A 15,418-nucleotide genomic window follows, 5' to 3' on the forward strand; every position below is an offset into this window, starting at 1 on the left:
GTTTTCCTTATTTGATGGTGTGCGCAAAGAATTCGATCACTAAGGGTAATTTTTCTTCAAAATCTTCCATGGCATGATTGCCATGAGCATCCGTCAAAATCAATGAGGATGGTGTTGCAGCACTATAATAGCGTTGTGCTTGACGATAATCCAAAATTTCGTCGCCTTGTTGCAATAAGACGAGTATTTTGTCAGCATTTTCAGGTTGTTTCAGTTCCAGTTGTTCTAACTGTCGTAACTGAACATGATCAATTGACCATAGATCATTCACCTTATAAGGCATGCTTTCAACTTGAAATAACTTATCAAACAACTTCCATGGTTGCATAGCAGGGTTAATCAGTACAGCCGGAACATTATATTTCGCGACAAAATATGTCGCAAAAAACCCGCCAAGGCTACTGCCGACTAAAGCCACATCTTGTAAAGACTCTATCAGCTCTGAAACTTGCGCTACAACCTGATCTGGAGATCTATTTAAATCTGGCAAATGTACATTTATGCCCAATTCGCTACAATATTGCTTAAGGCTCAGCCCTTTAATCGAAGAAGAGCTGCTATTAAAGCCATGGAGGTAGATAATATTCATATATTTCCCTCTTAAATTGAGAATAAACTCACATTTTTGTTCTCAGTTTGTATATAAAAACCCTATTGTCAGACAAGAAAAACGTCTCAACTTACCATTCATCAGTATTTTAAAAACATGTGTTATTTAAACTACTAAGATGGAAACGTTAGCTGCCGTTCATAAAAAGTACAGCTTAAAACGTCGGTTATAACGTAAATGGGGAAAAGATATGCCGAGCTTAACACCGTTACATGAAACTTATTGTAAATGGGATCGTACGCCACCGAGTCAGGCCGACGTACTAGAAGGTTTAGCTCAACTGTTCAGCACCAGCTTAAATGGTGTACATGAATTAATACAAGTCATTAATATTGAAGTGTTAAAAAATGCTTTTGGTATTAGTGCCCAAAATGCGAATAATTTTCAAAAACGCCCTTCTGTGCAAAAGGTATATCAGTTTTCTTATGGTGCCTTACAAAAGTATGGGCGTTATTTTTTAGCACCCGGTTTACGTCGTATTATTGAAAAATTCCCGACCCTTCATGAAAAGCCATTAACACCAAGTCTTCATTTTTTGGTGGGCATTTTAAATGGTATTTTCGGAGACTATTTGCTTAAACAACATAGTCCCCTTGCCTTACCCATGGTGCTATACGACCACTACGGTGCAATCCAGCAAGGTGAACTTGCAGGACGTATCGTAATTTTAGTTCATGGTTTGTGTATGAACCATCTGACTTGGTCAAATGCACACTATGGCGGCATTGGTGAGCGTCTGTTAGCACAGCGTGATCACAACACTATGCTGTATTTAAACTACAACACAGGTCGCCGCATTTCAGCCAATGGCCGCAGTTTCTCTAACTTGTTAGAAGATTTGGTACAACGTAATCCAAGAATTACCAGTATTGATATCATTGGTCATAGTATGGGTGGACTGGTTTCTCGTAGCGCACTGTTTTACGGTAAACAAAATATGTACCAATGGATTCATATGGTCGAAAACCTCGTCTGTATTGGTTCTCCACACCATGGTGCAGTACTGGAGCGTTTTGGATTTGCTATACAAGATAAGCTCGGAGCTTTCCCATTTGTTGGGTTACTGGGTCAGCTAGTTAATATCCGTAGTAATGGCATTTTAGACTTACGCCATGGCAGCGTTCGTGATGATGACTGGGAATATATGGATGCCCGTATTGGCATGATGGATGACAACCGTGCGCCGGCTCCACTACCCTCCCATATCAATACCTTTTTAGTGGCAGGAACACTCGAGTTTGAAAAGGTGCGTAATAAAGCACTTACCGTGATTGGTGATTACTTAGTCAGTGTAAAAAGTGCACTAGGCGAACATCCTAATCCACGTTTTCAGCTTAAAGTTCCAGACTCACATAAAGCGGTGTTTTATGGCTTAAATCACTTTGAAATTCAGTATCACTCAAGTGTTGCCGAACAGATTACTCGCTGGCTATATCCTCATGTGAATGATTATGTGCAAGACGGTATTCAAACCCATATTATTGATATGCCGAACTATACGCTTGAAGATTTAGAAGGAATTGTAGAGACGTAAAAAAAAGCCCAACTTATGTTGGGCTTTTTACACTAATTAGCTTTTGTAGCAGGAAGAACCCCTATTGTCTCACATCCTAAAGTAGATGAAATACACTTTAAATTACTATTAAAAATAGTTTTTATAGATTGAGTTTTTCCTGTTTTATAAGATTTTATATTTGCTAAATAAATATATTGCCCTTTTTTTGAATCATATGTTAATTGATCTCCTTGTAAGATATCGGTCGACTTACTTTTATCCTCACTATCTGAATTCAAAACTGGTACTTCAATAAAATTATTATTTATCAAATTATAAAAATATGCATTTGCAGTGAAATTCTTATATGGTTCTTTCACATAATCTATATTACTATTTTCCCGAATCCTAAAAGCCACAATATTTTTATCATTATATAACAATGTAAAGTCAACATCAGATTTTAAAGGAACTTTACTTTCAAAAATATTGTAAACCGCTTTCCGATTTAAAATTTGAACTCCATATTTTTTTAAAGAATATTTAATCTCTTTTTTAGTTTTATTGATATTACCAAAGTCTACTAATTTAATTTTTAAATTAGGATTTACAACTGTATATTTATTATAAGAATCTATATATTCTATAGGTGAATTTATTTGGGTAGAATCTTGTAAATAATCATTCCATTCGCTATTTTCTTTTGCATAACAAATATTGAAAGAAATACTGCAAGCTATCATCGCTGCAAAAGAATTTAAAACTTTCATAAGTACCTCAAAATTAATATGGTAAATTTGCATTTATAAATGGGATTGGGTCAATTCTTCCATCTAACCCCATCCCTAATAATGGAGCGCTTCTGGCTTCAAAATGAAGATGAGCACCTTTGAAGGTGTTAGTTAACTTATTCATATTATCTATTATAGTATTTTAATTAATTAACTCTTCAGTATCGTTTATTTTATAACAGAATATGCATCATTTAGATCATGCTCACTATTACTATATATGGTTTTCTCATCTAACCGTGGTGATTTATGATCTGCAGCATTTGAGGAAATACATATGTTGAAAAACAATAAAAAACCAATTCTCATTATATGGCATCTATAAAATCAATACTATTATTTTAAAATTCTAATAAAATATTAAAATTAAATAAGCCTAAAAGTAAGTTAGACTTATTTAATACAAATAAAAATATTTAATAAAGATAAAATAATAACTATTATTTATCCTTAAAGAAAAAGTTTTTTCTACCATCTATAACATAATGGGAATAAAGGTAATAATTTCCTTTTCTAAAGATAATTTTTCCAAATTTCTCATGGCTGTTAGCATCAAACAAGTATAGATCTTTATTTTTTTCTTCCACCTTACATGAATAAGTTTTATCCATTTGAAAACCAAAAATAGAGAAAATACACTTTTCTGATGTTAGTGTTAAAATTACTTCCCTAGTTGCAACATTATCTCCTAGAAGTTTTTCTGAGCCATAATAATGATAGGTACCATTCCAATTATCGCTATATGCAAAAGTATTACTAGAGATCACTATCAGCAATAGTAAATATAATACCTTCATATTACTTCCTCAAAAGATCTAATAAGTTTGCATTATTATATTGTATATTTTTAACAACTTTACATTCTCCTTTGCTTTCTATCAAAAAATCAATAAATTCACCATGTGTAGGCGTATCAAATTTAACAGTAACTATATTGTTAGTCGCTTGCAATATATTAAATTCCCCTAAATCATCTTGAGAATTATTTAATATATTAAAATCTATATTACACACTCCATTTGATTTACCTCTACATTTATAATCATTTAACAGCATAGTAGTTAGTTGATTATTAAAAAATTTAGAGATAGTTTTTTTATCAGCACTCTCAACAATTTTATTTCCATTTACAGGAAAAGTTTTATATAAGTTTGTAATTAAACTTTTTGAGTCTTTAAAACATTTCTCATCATTATTTGCACTTACGCAACCAGATAATATTCCTAAAGAAATAAGCACAAATATTTTAAGTTGCATTTAACACCTCTAATTAACATCACTGAATTCTAAAGTATCTATAATTAACTTTATCCTTATAGATAACTTGACTTTTTTGTCTAAAATCTGAAATCCACTGTGTACCATCATAACCTGCAATATGCCCATATTGATGACTAGCAGTTTTAGTAATTATGTAAATATCACCTTTTTGTGGATGATCAAAAGCAGGAGTAACCTCTTTATAACCATTTTTTATTAAAGTTGGGCCCCAATCTGATGCGGGAACAGGATGTCCAGTTGTATCTGCACCAGCAGCCTCAAGAGCTATTCGTACATATTTTGCACACTTACCTTGGCTTTTTGATTCCGCCCTTTTTCTTAATGTTTTTGCAAAAATATCCATATCAAGATTTGTTTTTTTGTTACTTTGACTAATTTGTTCATAAGCACACGTAAAATCCGTAGCTTTATTTTCTTGCTTCATACCATCATTATAGTGTTTTTCTATTTCTCTCTGTACTTCCCACACCTTGGTCGAGCCATTTTTAATACCTTGGTTGACAATTTTCTTGCCATTCCTTTTAAATTCCCCATCCTCTTTCATAAAAATAGGGTTTTGATAATATGGACTTTCTAAAAATTTTACAGAAGTTACTTCTGCATCTTTAGGCGCCGCATAAACAATATCGTCATTCCCTAATCTATTTTCTCTAACATTCTTAGGATAATTTACCCATAAATATAATCCAGTTAGAGTCTTAATCTTTGTATGAGCCGAACTTAATTGATAAAATTTTTCTACATAATCTAATTGCTGTATTGCTGTCATTTTTGCTAAATCAGATCTTTTAACTTTTAAATCAATTGCAGCACCTTTACCAAATTGTATGAGTCCAACATAACCACCGTCGGCACTATCTGTTAAATTCTTTCTTGTAAAAGTACCAACTTTGGGGCTGAATGTACCGGTAGTTTCTAAATGCATAACAGCCATTAATTGGCTTGCCATATTCTCTGAATCATTAGGCCACAAATTTTGTGCTATTTTTATAACTCTTTTCCTAAATTCACAACTAACTTTAGATCCCCAAGCCAAATTATATTGCTTACAAATACATGGTGAAGTTGCATTAGTAGCAACTTTCATTGGTTTTCCTGACTCTTTTGTATATTCATCAGTTATATCTTTTGACTCTATTCTTTTTTGAGGTTTATCTGAGGTATTTTTATTATTATTTTCATGTGAATTTACTTTCTGAGTAGAAGATGATTTATTATTTTCATGCTTAGATTGTTTGTTATCAGGACTTTTCTTAGAATCACTTGATGCACCTTTATATGGAATTTTAATAATTTGTCCGACATCTATATGATCAGGATTTTTTAATTTATTTAAATGTACAATTTCACTAACTTTACAATTAAATCGATGAGAAATTGAAGATAAGTTTTCTCCTTTTTTTACTTTATGCGTTAAATATCTATAATTACCAGGTTTATTCGTTGATTTTGCTAAGGTAATATTATCTAATAGTATTTTTGATGATGTTACTCTTACTATCTCCTTCTTATAAATAACAGTGTGTCTAACTTTTTCTTTCAAATCACCTGTTATAATATTTTTTAAATATACATAAAGAGTATCGCCTACATCTCTACTTATCATTACTGTTAAGCCATTACTATTTGTCATTCCAGAAGCAATAGTTGTGCCCTTTTCATTCTTAATAACATGATATAAATTAGGTATATTATTACCAGTAAATAATTCAACAAACCTAAACTGAATTAAACCTTTCTTATTCATTTCCTCTCCCCCTAATTAGAATTATTATTTAAATTAGAATCATTATGGATTTCATAGTCCTCAAAATCCTCAAACTCTTCTGTTTCTTTATGCCATTTATCAGCACTATATCCCACTAAAACCTTCATTTTGTCAGGAGTACTACTCTTGAATCTTTCTGTTCTTCCTAATTCATCTAAATTCCCTTGCGTAACTCTTTGATTTTCAAAAATCGCACTATATTTAATATTTTCGAAATCACTCCATTGAAACATCTTATATAAATCAATTCTATTACTATAATCAAAAGAACTAGGCATCTTAGGAACCTCATAAGAAACCTTGGCCCCACCCGTAAACAAATGCTGCCCAGCTTTACTTTCAAACTTACCGCCTGTTGTTGAAAAAACGCCATTGGCATTAATTTTAAGCTGTGATCCCCCTGCCGTTAATACAATTTCTTTTGGACTCGTAAGCTCGATTTTATCTTCAGTAGAAATGAGCTTAATGACCTTCTTGGCAATTGCTTCAATAGCATCATCTTGTGCTTGCAGTTCGAGCTTTCCTTTTGCTGCATAAGCACGCAAACCTTTTTGAGCAGCGAACAAACTGATTTTGTCTTGTGCGTGCCCAATAATATTTTTTTGCGCACTCAAATTAATAGAACCGCTGGCACTTTCAGCAATATCTTGCGATGCTTGCAAAATAATATTTTCAGGTGTCGTCAAGGCAATGCCATTTGGTGAAGCTAATAGCATTAAGGCTTGTCTAAAGATTTTGCCTTGTTCTTGCTGTTTAGTATCGGAACTACTTTCTAAACCTTGGGTATAACCCTCCATAAAGCCTTGTAAAGAACTCAATGCTTTAGAAGGTGATACTTCCAATTTACTGCCTTTACTAAAAGTTCCGCATACACTCATTAGGTCAAAGTCCTTAGTCTCGACATTCGCTAAGACTTTTCCGACCTCTTTAATACTCTCAAATGGATTTTTATGAATACGATCTTTAATGCTTGCAAGCTTACCTTTAACGATGTCGGCACCATGTTCTTCAACGTTTTCGATGAATGCTTTTAAGTTTTCCACCGCATCTTTGGCATCGCTAAAGAAAGCATTAAATTCATCTACAACGCCTTTTGCGTTTCCGCCTAGAGCACCAATATCCTCAATAAAGCCGCCACAGCTTTTGAGTGCATGAATAGGGTCGTTATTAATGCCTTCCTTAAACAGATTTACCGTACTATTTAATGCCTGACCTGTGGTTTTTAGCTCAAGCGACTGGATGAATTTGGGTAAGCGATTAATCACGTTTAAAGCATCAGTTTGTTGTTTGGCTGCAACTTCACTGAGCATTTTCATGCTTTCATAGCCTTGTGAAAGTAAAGATTGTGCTTGTGCAGCCTCTAAATGATCTGCAATCGCTTGCTCTTGTGCATAGGTACTAATGAGCATGCCTTTACCCGCACGCACAGCTCCCCAAGCATCTGTTCTGAGCTCAAAGCCTTCACCACGGCCTTGGCTCGTCTCGTGTTCTTTTGGATGACTTAAATTACCTAAATTCAGCTGTGTTGCTGCATGACTACTTTGGAGTTGGGTACTGATTTGCCCGGTTGTGTCATCAAAACGTAATTGGTTAAAGCCACTGCCATTGATTTCCTGACTGCGAATCCCGCTCAGTTTTTTAGTTGCAGGAAGTTGCCCTTTTACATCGAACTTAGTGGGTGAGCGCTGCGCTTCATGGATGCGCCCAGTCACAAATGGACGGTCAATATTGCCGTCAAAGAAGTCAATAACAACCACTTCACCAATACGCGGCAAGAAACGTGCCCCATAACCTTCTCCTGCCCAAGGAGTCAGTACATCCCCCCAAGCCGAGTCGGTATCATTGTCATTGCTACCTGCACCACCATCATGGCCATGATCATCACTACGGGTAAATAGAAAACGTACTTTAATGCGTCCCCATTCATCGACATGAATGGTTTCTCCTTGTGGCCCCACGACTTTCGCTCTTTGTGGGTAGGCAATTGGGCGATGTTGCTCTGGATTATATTCAGGTGCAGTTTTGATTTGACGGCGTATTAGGGTCAGTTCATTACCTTGACGCTCTATATCATCATAACCCTGTTGATCCCAACGACTTTGGGTTAATAACTGGCTAACTTGCTGATGTAAATCTTTAGGTAAGTTATTTTGGTTATAAAAGTTTTTAGCAATAATTAGGAACTCTTGATCTGCCCCTTCATGCTGATCAATTTCAGGGTGCTCGCGTAGATTAAACCAATAGCCGACTTGGCTATCACGAACGCTACTATAGGCTTTAAAGTATTTAGCCCGACTCGCATGCATATCGGTGAAATGTTGATTTAGTTTTTCTAATTGACTACTGCCTGAAGCGGTTGCCTGATCTTCCCCATTTAAATCTTGCATCCAAGCAGGGCTTACGTGCCAAGCCTGCTCAAGACTTAAAGTGGCTGAGTCGAAGTTGTCTGAATGTGTATGCGTGGTAATAACCGAACCATTACCCTCTTCTTGTGCAAGGGCATCGGGTTGCCAGCGCTGCACATGTACCGCTGTCGGTTGCAAACTCCGTACTGCAACAAAGCCAGTAATACTATCTTGATATTCGGTTGCACTACTTCTGTGATAGCGAATACTACGACGCTCTAAAGCCTGATACTGGCTATTGTCATCAATTAATCTTAGTTTTTGAGTTTGTATTGGCGCGGTAAAATGCGGAACAAAAAGCTCTGTTTCATCAATGAGCCAACTAATACCTTCACTTCGCCATAAGCGTGTAAGAAAGTCATAGTCAGACTCATTATGCTGCATAGTAAAAGGTCGAATATCATAGTTTTGACTTAACCCACCCAAGTCTAAACTTAAACTCGCAGCAAACAGTGGACTTTTTTCTTGCCACTCTTTAAATAAAACTTCGGTAATTTCTACGATACTTTTATTCATAAAAACACGACTATTACGGCGTTTGTGCCATAAATTTGTCGCATCTTCTATAGTCAGCTTATAAAGCGTTAAAGCACCATCACTTTGTCCATAACTGGCTTCAGTCACAATACCTGTGGTTCGGAACAATTGGCCCGAATCTGTGACCTGATCAACAGCGACCTGAACGCCAATAAATTGCTTCAATGCAATTTGGGCATTGGTTGAAAGGCAGATCAATTCCGCCATTAGGCCACCATTCAACTGATGTTGACCTTCTATACGTTGTAAGAATATTTGGTTATTGAGTAGTTCATTAGAAAATTGTACATGGATAGCACGTTTCTGAGCATTTAGCCCTATTTTTTCCAAGACACTAAATATATTAAAAACCATTTTTTTATAATCATTAGGATATATAAACGGCTGCACTTTATAAAAAACAGAACTATCTGTCTACAAAATTATGCGTTATTTCTATCAATTTTTCTTATATTTTCACTTGTTCGAATATGATTAAAAAAAGCCCAACTTAAGTTGGGCTTTTTTTAATCATATTAAATTCACTTTTTAGCCGTCTTAAATGCCGGATAAAAACGGAATAACTGCCATAAACAGACCAGTAAAAGTAAAAGGAAATAAACCAAAGACCATACTGGTAAAGACTGACCTAAAAAAGTCCAGTCAATTGCAGCACACTCACCTGAACCAGAAAGCACTTCTTGTAAAACTGCTTTCATGGGTAATGCATCGATTAAATAATTTAAACCTGGTCCACAACTTGGTACTTGGTCTGGTGGTAAATGCTGTAACCAAACATGACGGCCTGCAACGCCCACTGACCATAAAATTGCAATGCCTGCTAAAAATGCATAGAAGCGTTTAATCGCATTAGAAACCGGGTTATGCAAAAATGCAATGAGCGCCACAAACCCCATTGCCATTAAGCCAACACGTTGAAAAATACAGAGCGGACATGGCTCTAACCCTTTTACATGTTCCAAATATAACGCAAAAGACATGCCGACAATGCTTGCCAGTACAAGCAGTCCACTCACCAAACGGTAACTTAATCGCATGTAAAACCTCATTTTTATCTATATTGTTCAAGATATTGATCAAAACTGATCTGACTATCTTGTTCAAGTTGTTCTTGCTGCTGTAAAGATTGTGCAGCCAATTGTTCAAAATATTGCAAAGTCTCTGCACTGATTTCATGCTTTTCATAACTTTCAGCATGCATCTGTGCCATATGACTGCCAAAGCTCCAGGTTCCACCATGCTTTAACGTGTCATCAATCACATGCGCAGATAGTGTTTCATCTACTTCATCAATACGTTCTTGCATCACGGTCAAAGCCGAGCTGTACAGATCTGTCGCATAGGTCTGATCGAGTAACTTGGCACAGTCCTGCATATTAGAAATGTGCTGACGTGCCCAATCTTCAATATGGTAAGACCCGTTTAAATCAGTAATCGTCGCATTTGGCGCTCGGCCACGATTGACCACTTCTGTCTGGTTCTTCTCAATCAAATCTTGCTCGGGACATAACAACTCAGGGCTATCACTGAGCAAGCAATAAAGCGCCAGAGCCTCAAGAAAACCAGCTGTTGTTTCATTTACACCAATTGGTGAATATGGATTTACATCCACTGCACGAAGTTCAACATAACCCACTCCTCGATTTTTCAAGGCTTGAGACGGTGTTTCTCCCGCGTGCGGGACCTGTTTTGGACGCACGAGACTGTAATATTCATTCTCGATCTGTAAAACATGATCATTAATTTGCAACGGTTCACCAGAGGCATCATTTAACCCTAAACGGCTAAATGGCGGGTAAGGAGAATGTACTGCTTTTTGTAAACCAGCCAGATAACCAGATAAGTTGTTGTAATGGATACCTAAACTTTTTTGTGCCGAGTTCTGGTAGCCTAAACGTCCCATCCGTAATGCTGTAGCATACGGTAAATAGTATGACCCTTTGATTAAAGGCAACAAATGATGTTCATGTCCGGTCAAGAAACAACGACAAACCGATGGACTCGCCCCGACTAAGAACATAACCAGTGGGGTCAGACGAATAAAGTTACGAATAAGCCCAAAATAACGGTGGCTACGATAATCTTGCAGACTGAGTGCTTTTAATTTTTCGTCAGTTTCATGTTCCTGCAAGGCAGAAAAAAGAGAATCGGGAAAAGATAAATTATAGTGGACGCCTGAAATGGTCTGCATACGGCGACCATAACGAATACCCAAACCACGGCGATAAAGTGTCTTAAAACGACCAATATTAGAAGTACCGTATTGAGCTAATCGAATTCGTTCTTCGTTGTCATCTAGCATACATGGCATAGACAAGGGCCAAAGCTTTTCACCATTTTCTAAATGACGATGCACAACGGCATGAATATCGGTGAGCTCATGTAGGGCATCCTCAATGGTTGGCTGTGGTGAGGTAATAAACTCCATCAACGCTTCAGAATAATCTGTGGTGATTTTCGGATGTGTTAAAGCTGAACCTAATGCCTTTGGATGTAACTCTTGTGATAAGAACCCATTACTTTGCATACGTAGGCTTTCACGTTCTATTCCACGTAACATGCCTTGTAGTAGCGACGAATCCACCCAAGCAGGAATAACTGATTGAGATGGTGTAGTGGGTTGACTCATGCATTTGCTCGCTTATAAAAGATCACTATATACAAAATCGTGACATGATATGGATATTGATATGATCACATCATTTCGGTTTGGCAATTTTTATCACAATCTTGTTATTTAAGACACGAAAGAATTGTGATTTTATTGAAGAATAATTGCTAAAGAGTTGTCAATATCATGAACGATCAAGACATTTTAAACTTCTGGTTTTCACCTGAACACCGTTCACTTTGGTTTGCAAAAAGTGATGATTTTGACAAAAAAATCCGTGATCAATTTGCAGATATTCATCAGCACGCAACTCGAGCAGAACTTTGGTCTTGGCGGAAAACCCCAGAAGGTCGTCTTGCAGAGATTATTGTGCTAGATCAGTTTTCTCGCAACATTTATCGTGATCAACCTGAATCTTTTGCGTATGACAGCCTCGCTTTAGCTCTGTCACAAGAAGCAATTAGCTTACAACTCGATGCACAGCTTAATCCTGACCAGCGCTCATTTTTGTATATGCCATTTATGCATAGTGAATCAAAATTGATCCATGAGTTTGCTTTAAAATTATTTCAACGCCTCGGCAATGAAATTAATTTAAGCTTTGAGAAAAAGCATAAAGTGATTATTGATCGCTTTGGACGTTATCCTCATCGCAATGCCATCCTTGGACGTGTTTCAACACCAGAGGAAACCGAATTTTTACTAGAACCGAACAGTAGTTTTTAAGACTTCTCTTTTTTAATGCTGAGTCATCTATTCTTCCATGCTCAGCTGGGAGTTCACCATGAAATATCTCTCTCTTTGTTTAGCTTTAGGCACTGCCTTAACTCTAAGTGCTTGTTCAACTATACCAAGCAAACCAAAAACCTTCGATCAGCTTGGCCAGTTTTCAGCCTATCCGTTAAATGCTCAAACGTTTCGAATCAGTTTCCAAGCTGACTCAAACATGAGCTATGGAACAGCTGAAGAAATTACCTTGGTGAAATCAGCACAAACGACCGTACAAAAAGGCTTCCGCTTTTTTAAAGTACAAAATGACCCAAGTAATCAAAGCCAAAAACCACCTCGTCAGGCTGTGGTTTATCCAGCTGCACCGAGTTTTTATCCGTATGGTTATGGGCGTCGTTATCCGGGTTTCTGGCATGATCCGTTCTATGATTTCCCACAAGTGGTCAATATCGACCCTGTTCAAGTGTCGTATACTATTGAATGTTATCAGGATCAAAAGCAAGCTCCACAGGACGCTTTTGATGCAACGTTAATTCTCAAATCTATCGGACAAAAATATGGCTTAAGTCCGACAGGAGAGTTGTTGCCACCGCCTGAGCCGCCAGTAAAACAAAAATGAATAGGATGACTGTATGAATATGGCAGAAGAAGTACACCATGCACCCAATCTGAAGCGCAGCAAATATTTCGCTACCATGGCGCTTGTTATTGTAGTAGTGCTGTGGATTGGGTTATTGATTGCCAATCGCTTTCTGCCTGAGTATACAAACTTAATTCATATTTTGATGTTAGGTGCGGAAGCTGGCGTAGTGGGTGGACTCGCAGACTGGTATGCCATTACCGTCCTGTTTCGAAACCCATTTGGTAAGCTTCCTATCCCTAAATTTTTGCGGGATCATACCGAAATTATTCCGCGCAATAAGGCCCGTATTGCAGAGTCAATGGGCCGCTTTGTGCAGGAAAACTTTCTGTCACCTCAAGTGGTAGAGCGAAGCTTAGAAAAAACTGACCTAAGCCTTGCCATTGGTCAATGGCTAGCAAGCCCACAAAACAATACGCAAGTGGTACAGCTTATTCAGCAAACTGTACCTAAAGTTTTTGAATTTGTGAGCCAAGAACAAATTGCCAATTTCGTGCAAAACAACAGCGTGCAATGGGTGCGTAACACTCAAGTCAATAAACTTGCGAGTGAAATGCTGCGTGCAGTATTGGAGAATGATTTCCACCAAGATGTATTGCAGCGTGGTCTCGATATCGCGCATGAGTGGGTGGTACAAAACCCAGATAAAACTCGTGAATTAACCCGAAAAATGTTTAAAGCACTGGGTGTCTGGTCACTTGCAAAAGGTGCAAGCTGGATTGGTATTGATGTTCAGCAACGTACTATTGACTCACTGGTTGAAAAAGTAGAATCCATGCTGGCCGACCACGAGCACCCATGGCGACAGGAAATTGAAACTATTGCCCATTCGCTTATGCTCGAATTAGCAAATCCTGACAGTGTTGCCAGCCAACGTCTCAATAGTGGTAAGGATGCACTGCTAGATAGTCCACAAGTTTTAAATTTCATTAGTGGTGCTGTCACCATTTTATGTGATGCCATTAAAGCGGATTTAATGAAAGAAGACTCCGGCATTGCAATGAACCTGAGAGCTGCCATTCAGCAATTGGGTGAAAACCTTGTCCAAAATGTAAAAGTACGCGAAGTTCTCAACAAAGAAATGACAGGACTTGCCATGAACTTTACGGATCAATATAGCCATAAAATCATACGCTATGTGAGTGAGCGCATTCATGAATGGGACTCACGTGAAATGATTGGAAAAATTGAAAATGAAGTCGGTGGCGACTTACACATGATTCGCGTAAATGGCGTTGTAGTTGGTGCATTTATCGGTTTAACTCTAGGTGTAATCCGCGCAGCGATTGAATCGATTTTATAACCTCAATAATTTCTTTAAGAGAACAACATGCTACAGCTTCAGTCAAAATTGCCCGCACAAGGGGTGACTATTTTTAGTACGATGACGGCAATGGCACAGCGCTTGGGTGCACTTAACCTTTCACAAGGTTTCCCAGACTTTCCAGCCCCTCCTGCTTTGCTCGAAGCCCTCTCACAGGCAACTTTGGCTGGGCACAATCAGTACCCACCTGGTGATGGCATTCTCGCATTACGTGAACAGCTTGCTTTACAGTTTCAACAGCGTGATCAACTTCAACTTGACCCTGTAACCCAGATCACGATTACACCTGGCGCGACCATCGCTATTTTCTGTGCCATACAAGCCTGCATCAATGCAGGTGATGAAGTCATTATTTTTGATCCGAGTTATGACAGCTATGGACCTTCTGTCGAGTTAGCAGGCGGTAAAGCTGTTCGTATTGCTCTACAAGCACCTGACTTTAAAGTGAACTGGCAACAAGTTAAAGATTTGATTAACGATAAAACCCGTATGATTGTGGTGAATACACCCCACAATCCAACTGGTACCATCTGGGAAAAACAGGACTGGTTAGAACTCATTGAACTGATTCAAGATAAAAATATTTTGGTTTTATCCGACGAAGTCTATGAGCACTTAGTTTTTGATGGTCAACAGCACTTTAGCGCGTTGCATTTTCCAGAGCTTAGAGAACGTAGTTTTGTGATTGGCTCTTTTGGAAAAACCTTTCATGTGACAGGCTGGAAAACTGGTTACTGTGTTGCTGCACCTGAATTAATGCGTCTATTCCGGCAAATTTATCAATATGCAAATTTCTGTGGTACGACCCCTTGTCAGATTGCGCTTGCGCAATATATGCAGCAACATCCAGAACATATTCAGGAACTTTCACAGTTTTATCAGACTAAACGAGATCGTTTTAATCAGGCAATTCACAATAGTCGTTTTTTATTTAAACCATCTCAAGGGACTTATTTCCAAAACCTTGATTACAGTCAGATTAGACCCGACTTAAACGATGTTGAAATGTGCCAGTTTCTTGCCGAGCAACATAAAATTGTGGCTATTCCTGTTTCAGTGTTTTACCAACAAGCACCTGAGTCTTTACGCCTGATTCGTTTCTGCTTTGCTAAAAATGATGAAACATTGCAAAAAGCAGGAGAAATCTTGAATGAATGTTAATAAATTTAGAAACTTAGCATAGTAAAACACTACAAGAAATTTCAACTAAATATGCTAAGTTGAATG

13 protein-coding genes and 1 pseudogene are annotated in these 15,418 nt (G+C 37.5%); 5 read left to right on the plus strand and 9 right to left on the minus strand.

The window, feature by feature from the left end; all coding sequences use genetic code 11:
* Positions 1-7: 7 nt before the first annotated feature.
* Positions 8-589, minus strand: a complete 582-nt coding sequence (locus tag J576_RS08580) for a YqiA/YcfP family alpha/beta fold hydrolase (protein WP_002053841.1) — start codon at positions 587-589, stop codon at positions 8-10.
* Positions 590-800: 211 nt separating this feature from the next.
* Here J576_RS08580 and J576_RS08585 point away from each other — a divergent pair, with 211 nt between their 5' ends.
* Entirely contained in the window at positions 801-2,144 is a 1,344-nt protein-coding gene (locus J576_RS08585) for an alpha/beta fold hydrolase (protein WP_002054038.1), read from the plus strand.
* A 32-nt stretch (positions 2,145-2,176) separates the two neighbouring features.
* Here J576_RS08585 and J576_RS08590 read toward each other — a convergent pair whose 3' ends face one another.
* The 8 genes and pseudogenes from J576_RS08590 to gshA form a co-directional block, all read right to left on the minus strand.
* Positions 2,177-2,908 (minus strand): hypothetical protein, encoded by a 732-nt coding sequence (locus tag J576_RS08590; RefSeq protein ID WP_016803563.1) that lies wholly within the window; start codon positions 2,906-2,908, stop codon positions 2,177-2,179.
* Positions 2,909-3,067: 159 nt separating this feature from the next.
* Positions 3,068-3,205, minus strand: a pseudogene (locus J576_RS20410) (lysozyme inhibitor LprI family protein); the annotation flags it as partial.
* 131 nt (positions 3,206-3,336) lie between these two features.
* On the minus strand, positions 3,337-3,693 hold the full coding sequence (locus J576_RS08595) for a DUF5991 domain-containing protein (protein ID WP_016803562.1): 357 nt from the start codon (positions 3,691-3,693) through the stop codon (positions 3,337-3,339).
* Between the two features lies 1 nt (position 3,694).
* Complete coding sequence (locus J576_RS08600; protein ID WP_002053790.1) at positions 3,695-4,153, minus strand: hypothetical protein; 459 nt, start codon at positions 4,151-4,153, stop codon at positions 3,695-3,697.
* A 19-nt stretch (positions 4,154-4,172) separates the two neighbouring features.
* Entirely contained in the window at positions 4,173-5,924 is a 1,752-nt protein-coding gene (locus J576_RS20630; protein ID WP_002054054.1) for a muramidase family protein, read from the minus strand.
* 11 nt (positions 5,925-5,935) lie between these two features.
* On the minus strand, positions 5,936-9,241 hold the full coding sequence (locus J576_RS08610; RefSeq protein ID WP_033855555.1) for a type VI secretion system Vgr family protein: 3,306 nt from the start codon (positions 9,239-9,241) through the stop codon (positions 5,936-5,938).
* A gap of 167 nt (positions 9,242-9,408) precedes the next feature.
* Entirely contained in the window at positions 9,409-9,924 is a 516-nt protein-coding gene (locus J576_RS08615; RefSeq protein WP_002053747.1) for a disulfide bond formation protein B, read from the minus strand.
* A 14-nt stretch (positions 9,925-9,938) separates the two neighbouring features.
* Positions 9,939-11,516, minus strand: a complete 1,578-nt coding sequence (gene gshA / locus J576_RS08620) for a glutamate--cysteine ligase (protein ID WP_002053847.1) — start codon at positions 11,514-11,516, stop codon at positions 9,939-9,941.
* 168 nt (positions 11,517-11,684) lie between these two features.
* On the opposite strand from gshA, the gene J576_RS08625 reads away from it, so the two are divergent.
* From J576_RS08625 to J576_RS08640, 4 genes are read left to right on the plus strand one after another with little or no spacing between them, the layout of a single operon-like run.
* Positions 11,685-12,224 (plus strand): DUF924 family protein, encoded by a 540-nt coding sequence (locus J576_RS08625; RefSeq protein ID WP_002053742.1) that lies wholly within the window; start codon positions 11,685-11,687, stop codon positions 12,222-12,224.
* 58 nt (positions 12,225-12,282) lie between these two features.
* Positions 12,283-12,846, plus strand: coding sequence for a CC0125/CC1285 family lipoprotein (locus tag J576_RS08630; protein WP_002053890.1), 564 nt, complete (start codon positions 12,283-12,285; stop codon positions 12,844-12,846).
* 13 nt (positions 12,847-12,859) lie between these two features.
* The gene (locus J576_RS08635) at positions 12,860-14,170 is read left to right on the plus strand and encodes a DUF445 domain-containing protein (protein WP_002053988.1); all 1,311 of its coding nucleotides are present in this window, start codon (positions 12,860-12,862) and stop codon (positions 14,168-14,170) included.
* 27 nt (positions 14,171-14,197) lie between these two features.
* Entirely contained in the window at positions 14,198-15,352 is a 1,155-nt protein-coding gene (locus J576_RS08640) for a pyridoxal phosphate-dependent aminotransferase (protein ID WP_002053934.1), read from the plus strand.
* The last annotated feature ends 66 nt before the right edge of the window (positions 15,353-15,418 follow it).

Source organism: Acinetobacter sp. 766875, from assembly GCF_000582055.1.
In the GTDB taxonomy this organism is placed as follows: Bacteria; Pseudomonadota; Gammaproteobacteria; order Pseudomonadales; family Moraxellaceae; genus Acinetobacter; species Acinetobacter nosocomialis.

Bases quoted from the DNA above. Each gene is read 5' to 3' on its own strand.
- J576_RS08585 (WP_002054038.1), top strand. From the start codon at position 801: ATGCCGAGCTTAACACCGTTACATGAAACTTATTGTAAATGGGATCGT.
- J576_RS08590 (WP_016803563.1), bottom strand. From the start codon at position 2,908: ATGCAAATTTACCATATTAATTTTGAGGTACTTATGAAAGTTTTAAAT.
- J576_RS08595 (WP_016803562.1), bottom strand. From the start codon at position 3,693: ATGAAGGTATTATATTTACTATTGCTGATAGTGATCTCTAGTAATACT.
- J576_RS08615 (WP_002053747.1), bottom strand. From the start codon at position 9,924: ATGCGATTAAGTTACCGTTTGGTGAGTGGACTGCTTGTACTGGCAAGC.
- J576_RS20630 (WP_002054054.1), bottom strand. From the start codon at position 5,924: ATGAATAAGAAAGGTTTAATTCAGTTTAGGTTTGTTGAATTATTTACT.
- J576_RS08635 (WP_002053988.1), top strand. From the start codon at position 12,860: ATGAATATGGCAGAAGAAGTACACCATGCACCCAATCTGAAGCGCAGC.
- J576_RS08640 (WP_002053934.1), top strand. From the start codon at position 14,198: ATGCTACAGCTTCAGTCAAAATTGCCCGCACAAGGGGTGACTATTTTT.
- J576_RS08600 (WP_002053790.1), bottom strand. From the start codon at position 4,153: ATGCAACTTAAAATATTTGTGCTTATTTCTTTAGGAATATTATCTGGT.
- J576_RS08610 (WP_033855555.1), bottom strand. From the start codon at position 9,241: ATGGTTTTTAATATATTTAGTGTCTTGGAAAAAATAGGGCTAAATGCT.
- gshA (WP_002053847.1), bottom strand. From the start codon at position 11,516: ATGAGTCAACCCACTACACCATCTCAATCAGTTATTCCTGCTTGGGTG.
- J576_RS08580 (WP_002053841.1), bottom strand. From the start codon at position 589: ATGAATATTATCTACCTCCATGGCTTTAATAGCAGCTCTTCTTCGATT.
- J576_RS08625 (WP_002053742.1), top strand. From the start codon at position 11,685: ATGAACGATCAAGACATTTTAAACTTCTGGTTTTCACCTGAACACCGT.
- J576_RS08630 (WP_002053890.1), top strand. From the start codon at position 12,283: ATGAAATATCTCTCTCTTTGTTTAGCTTTAGGCACTGCCTTAACTCTA.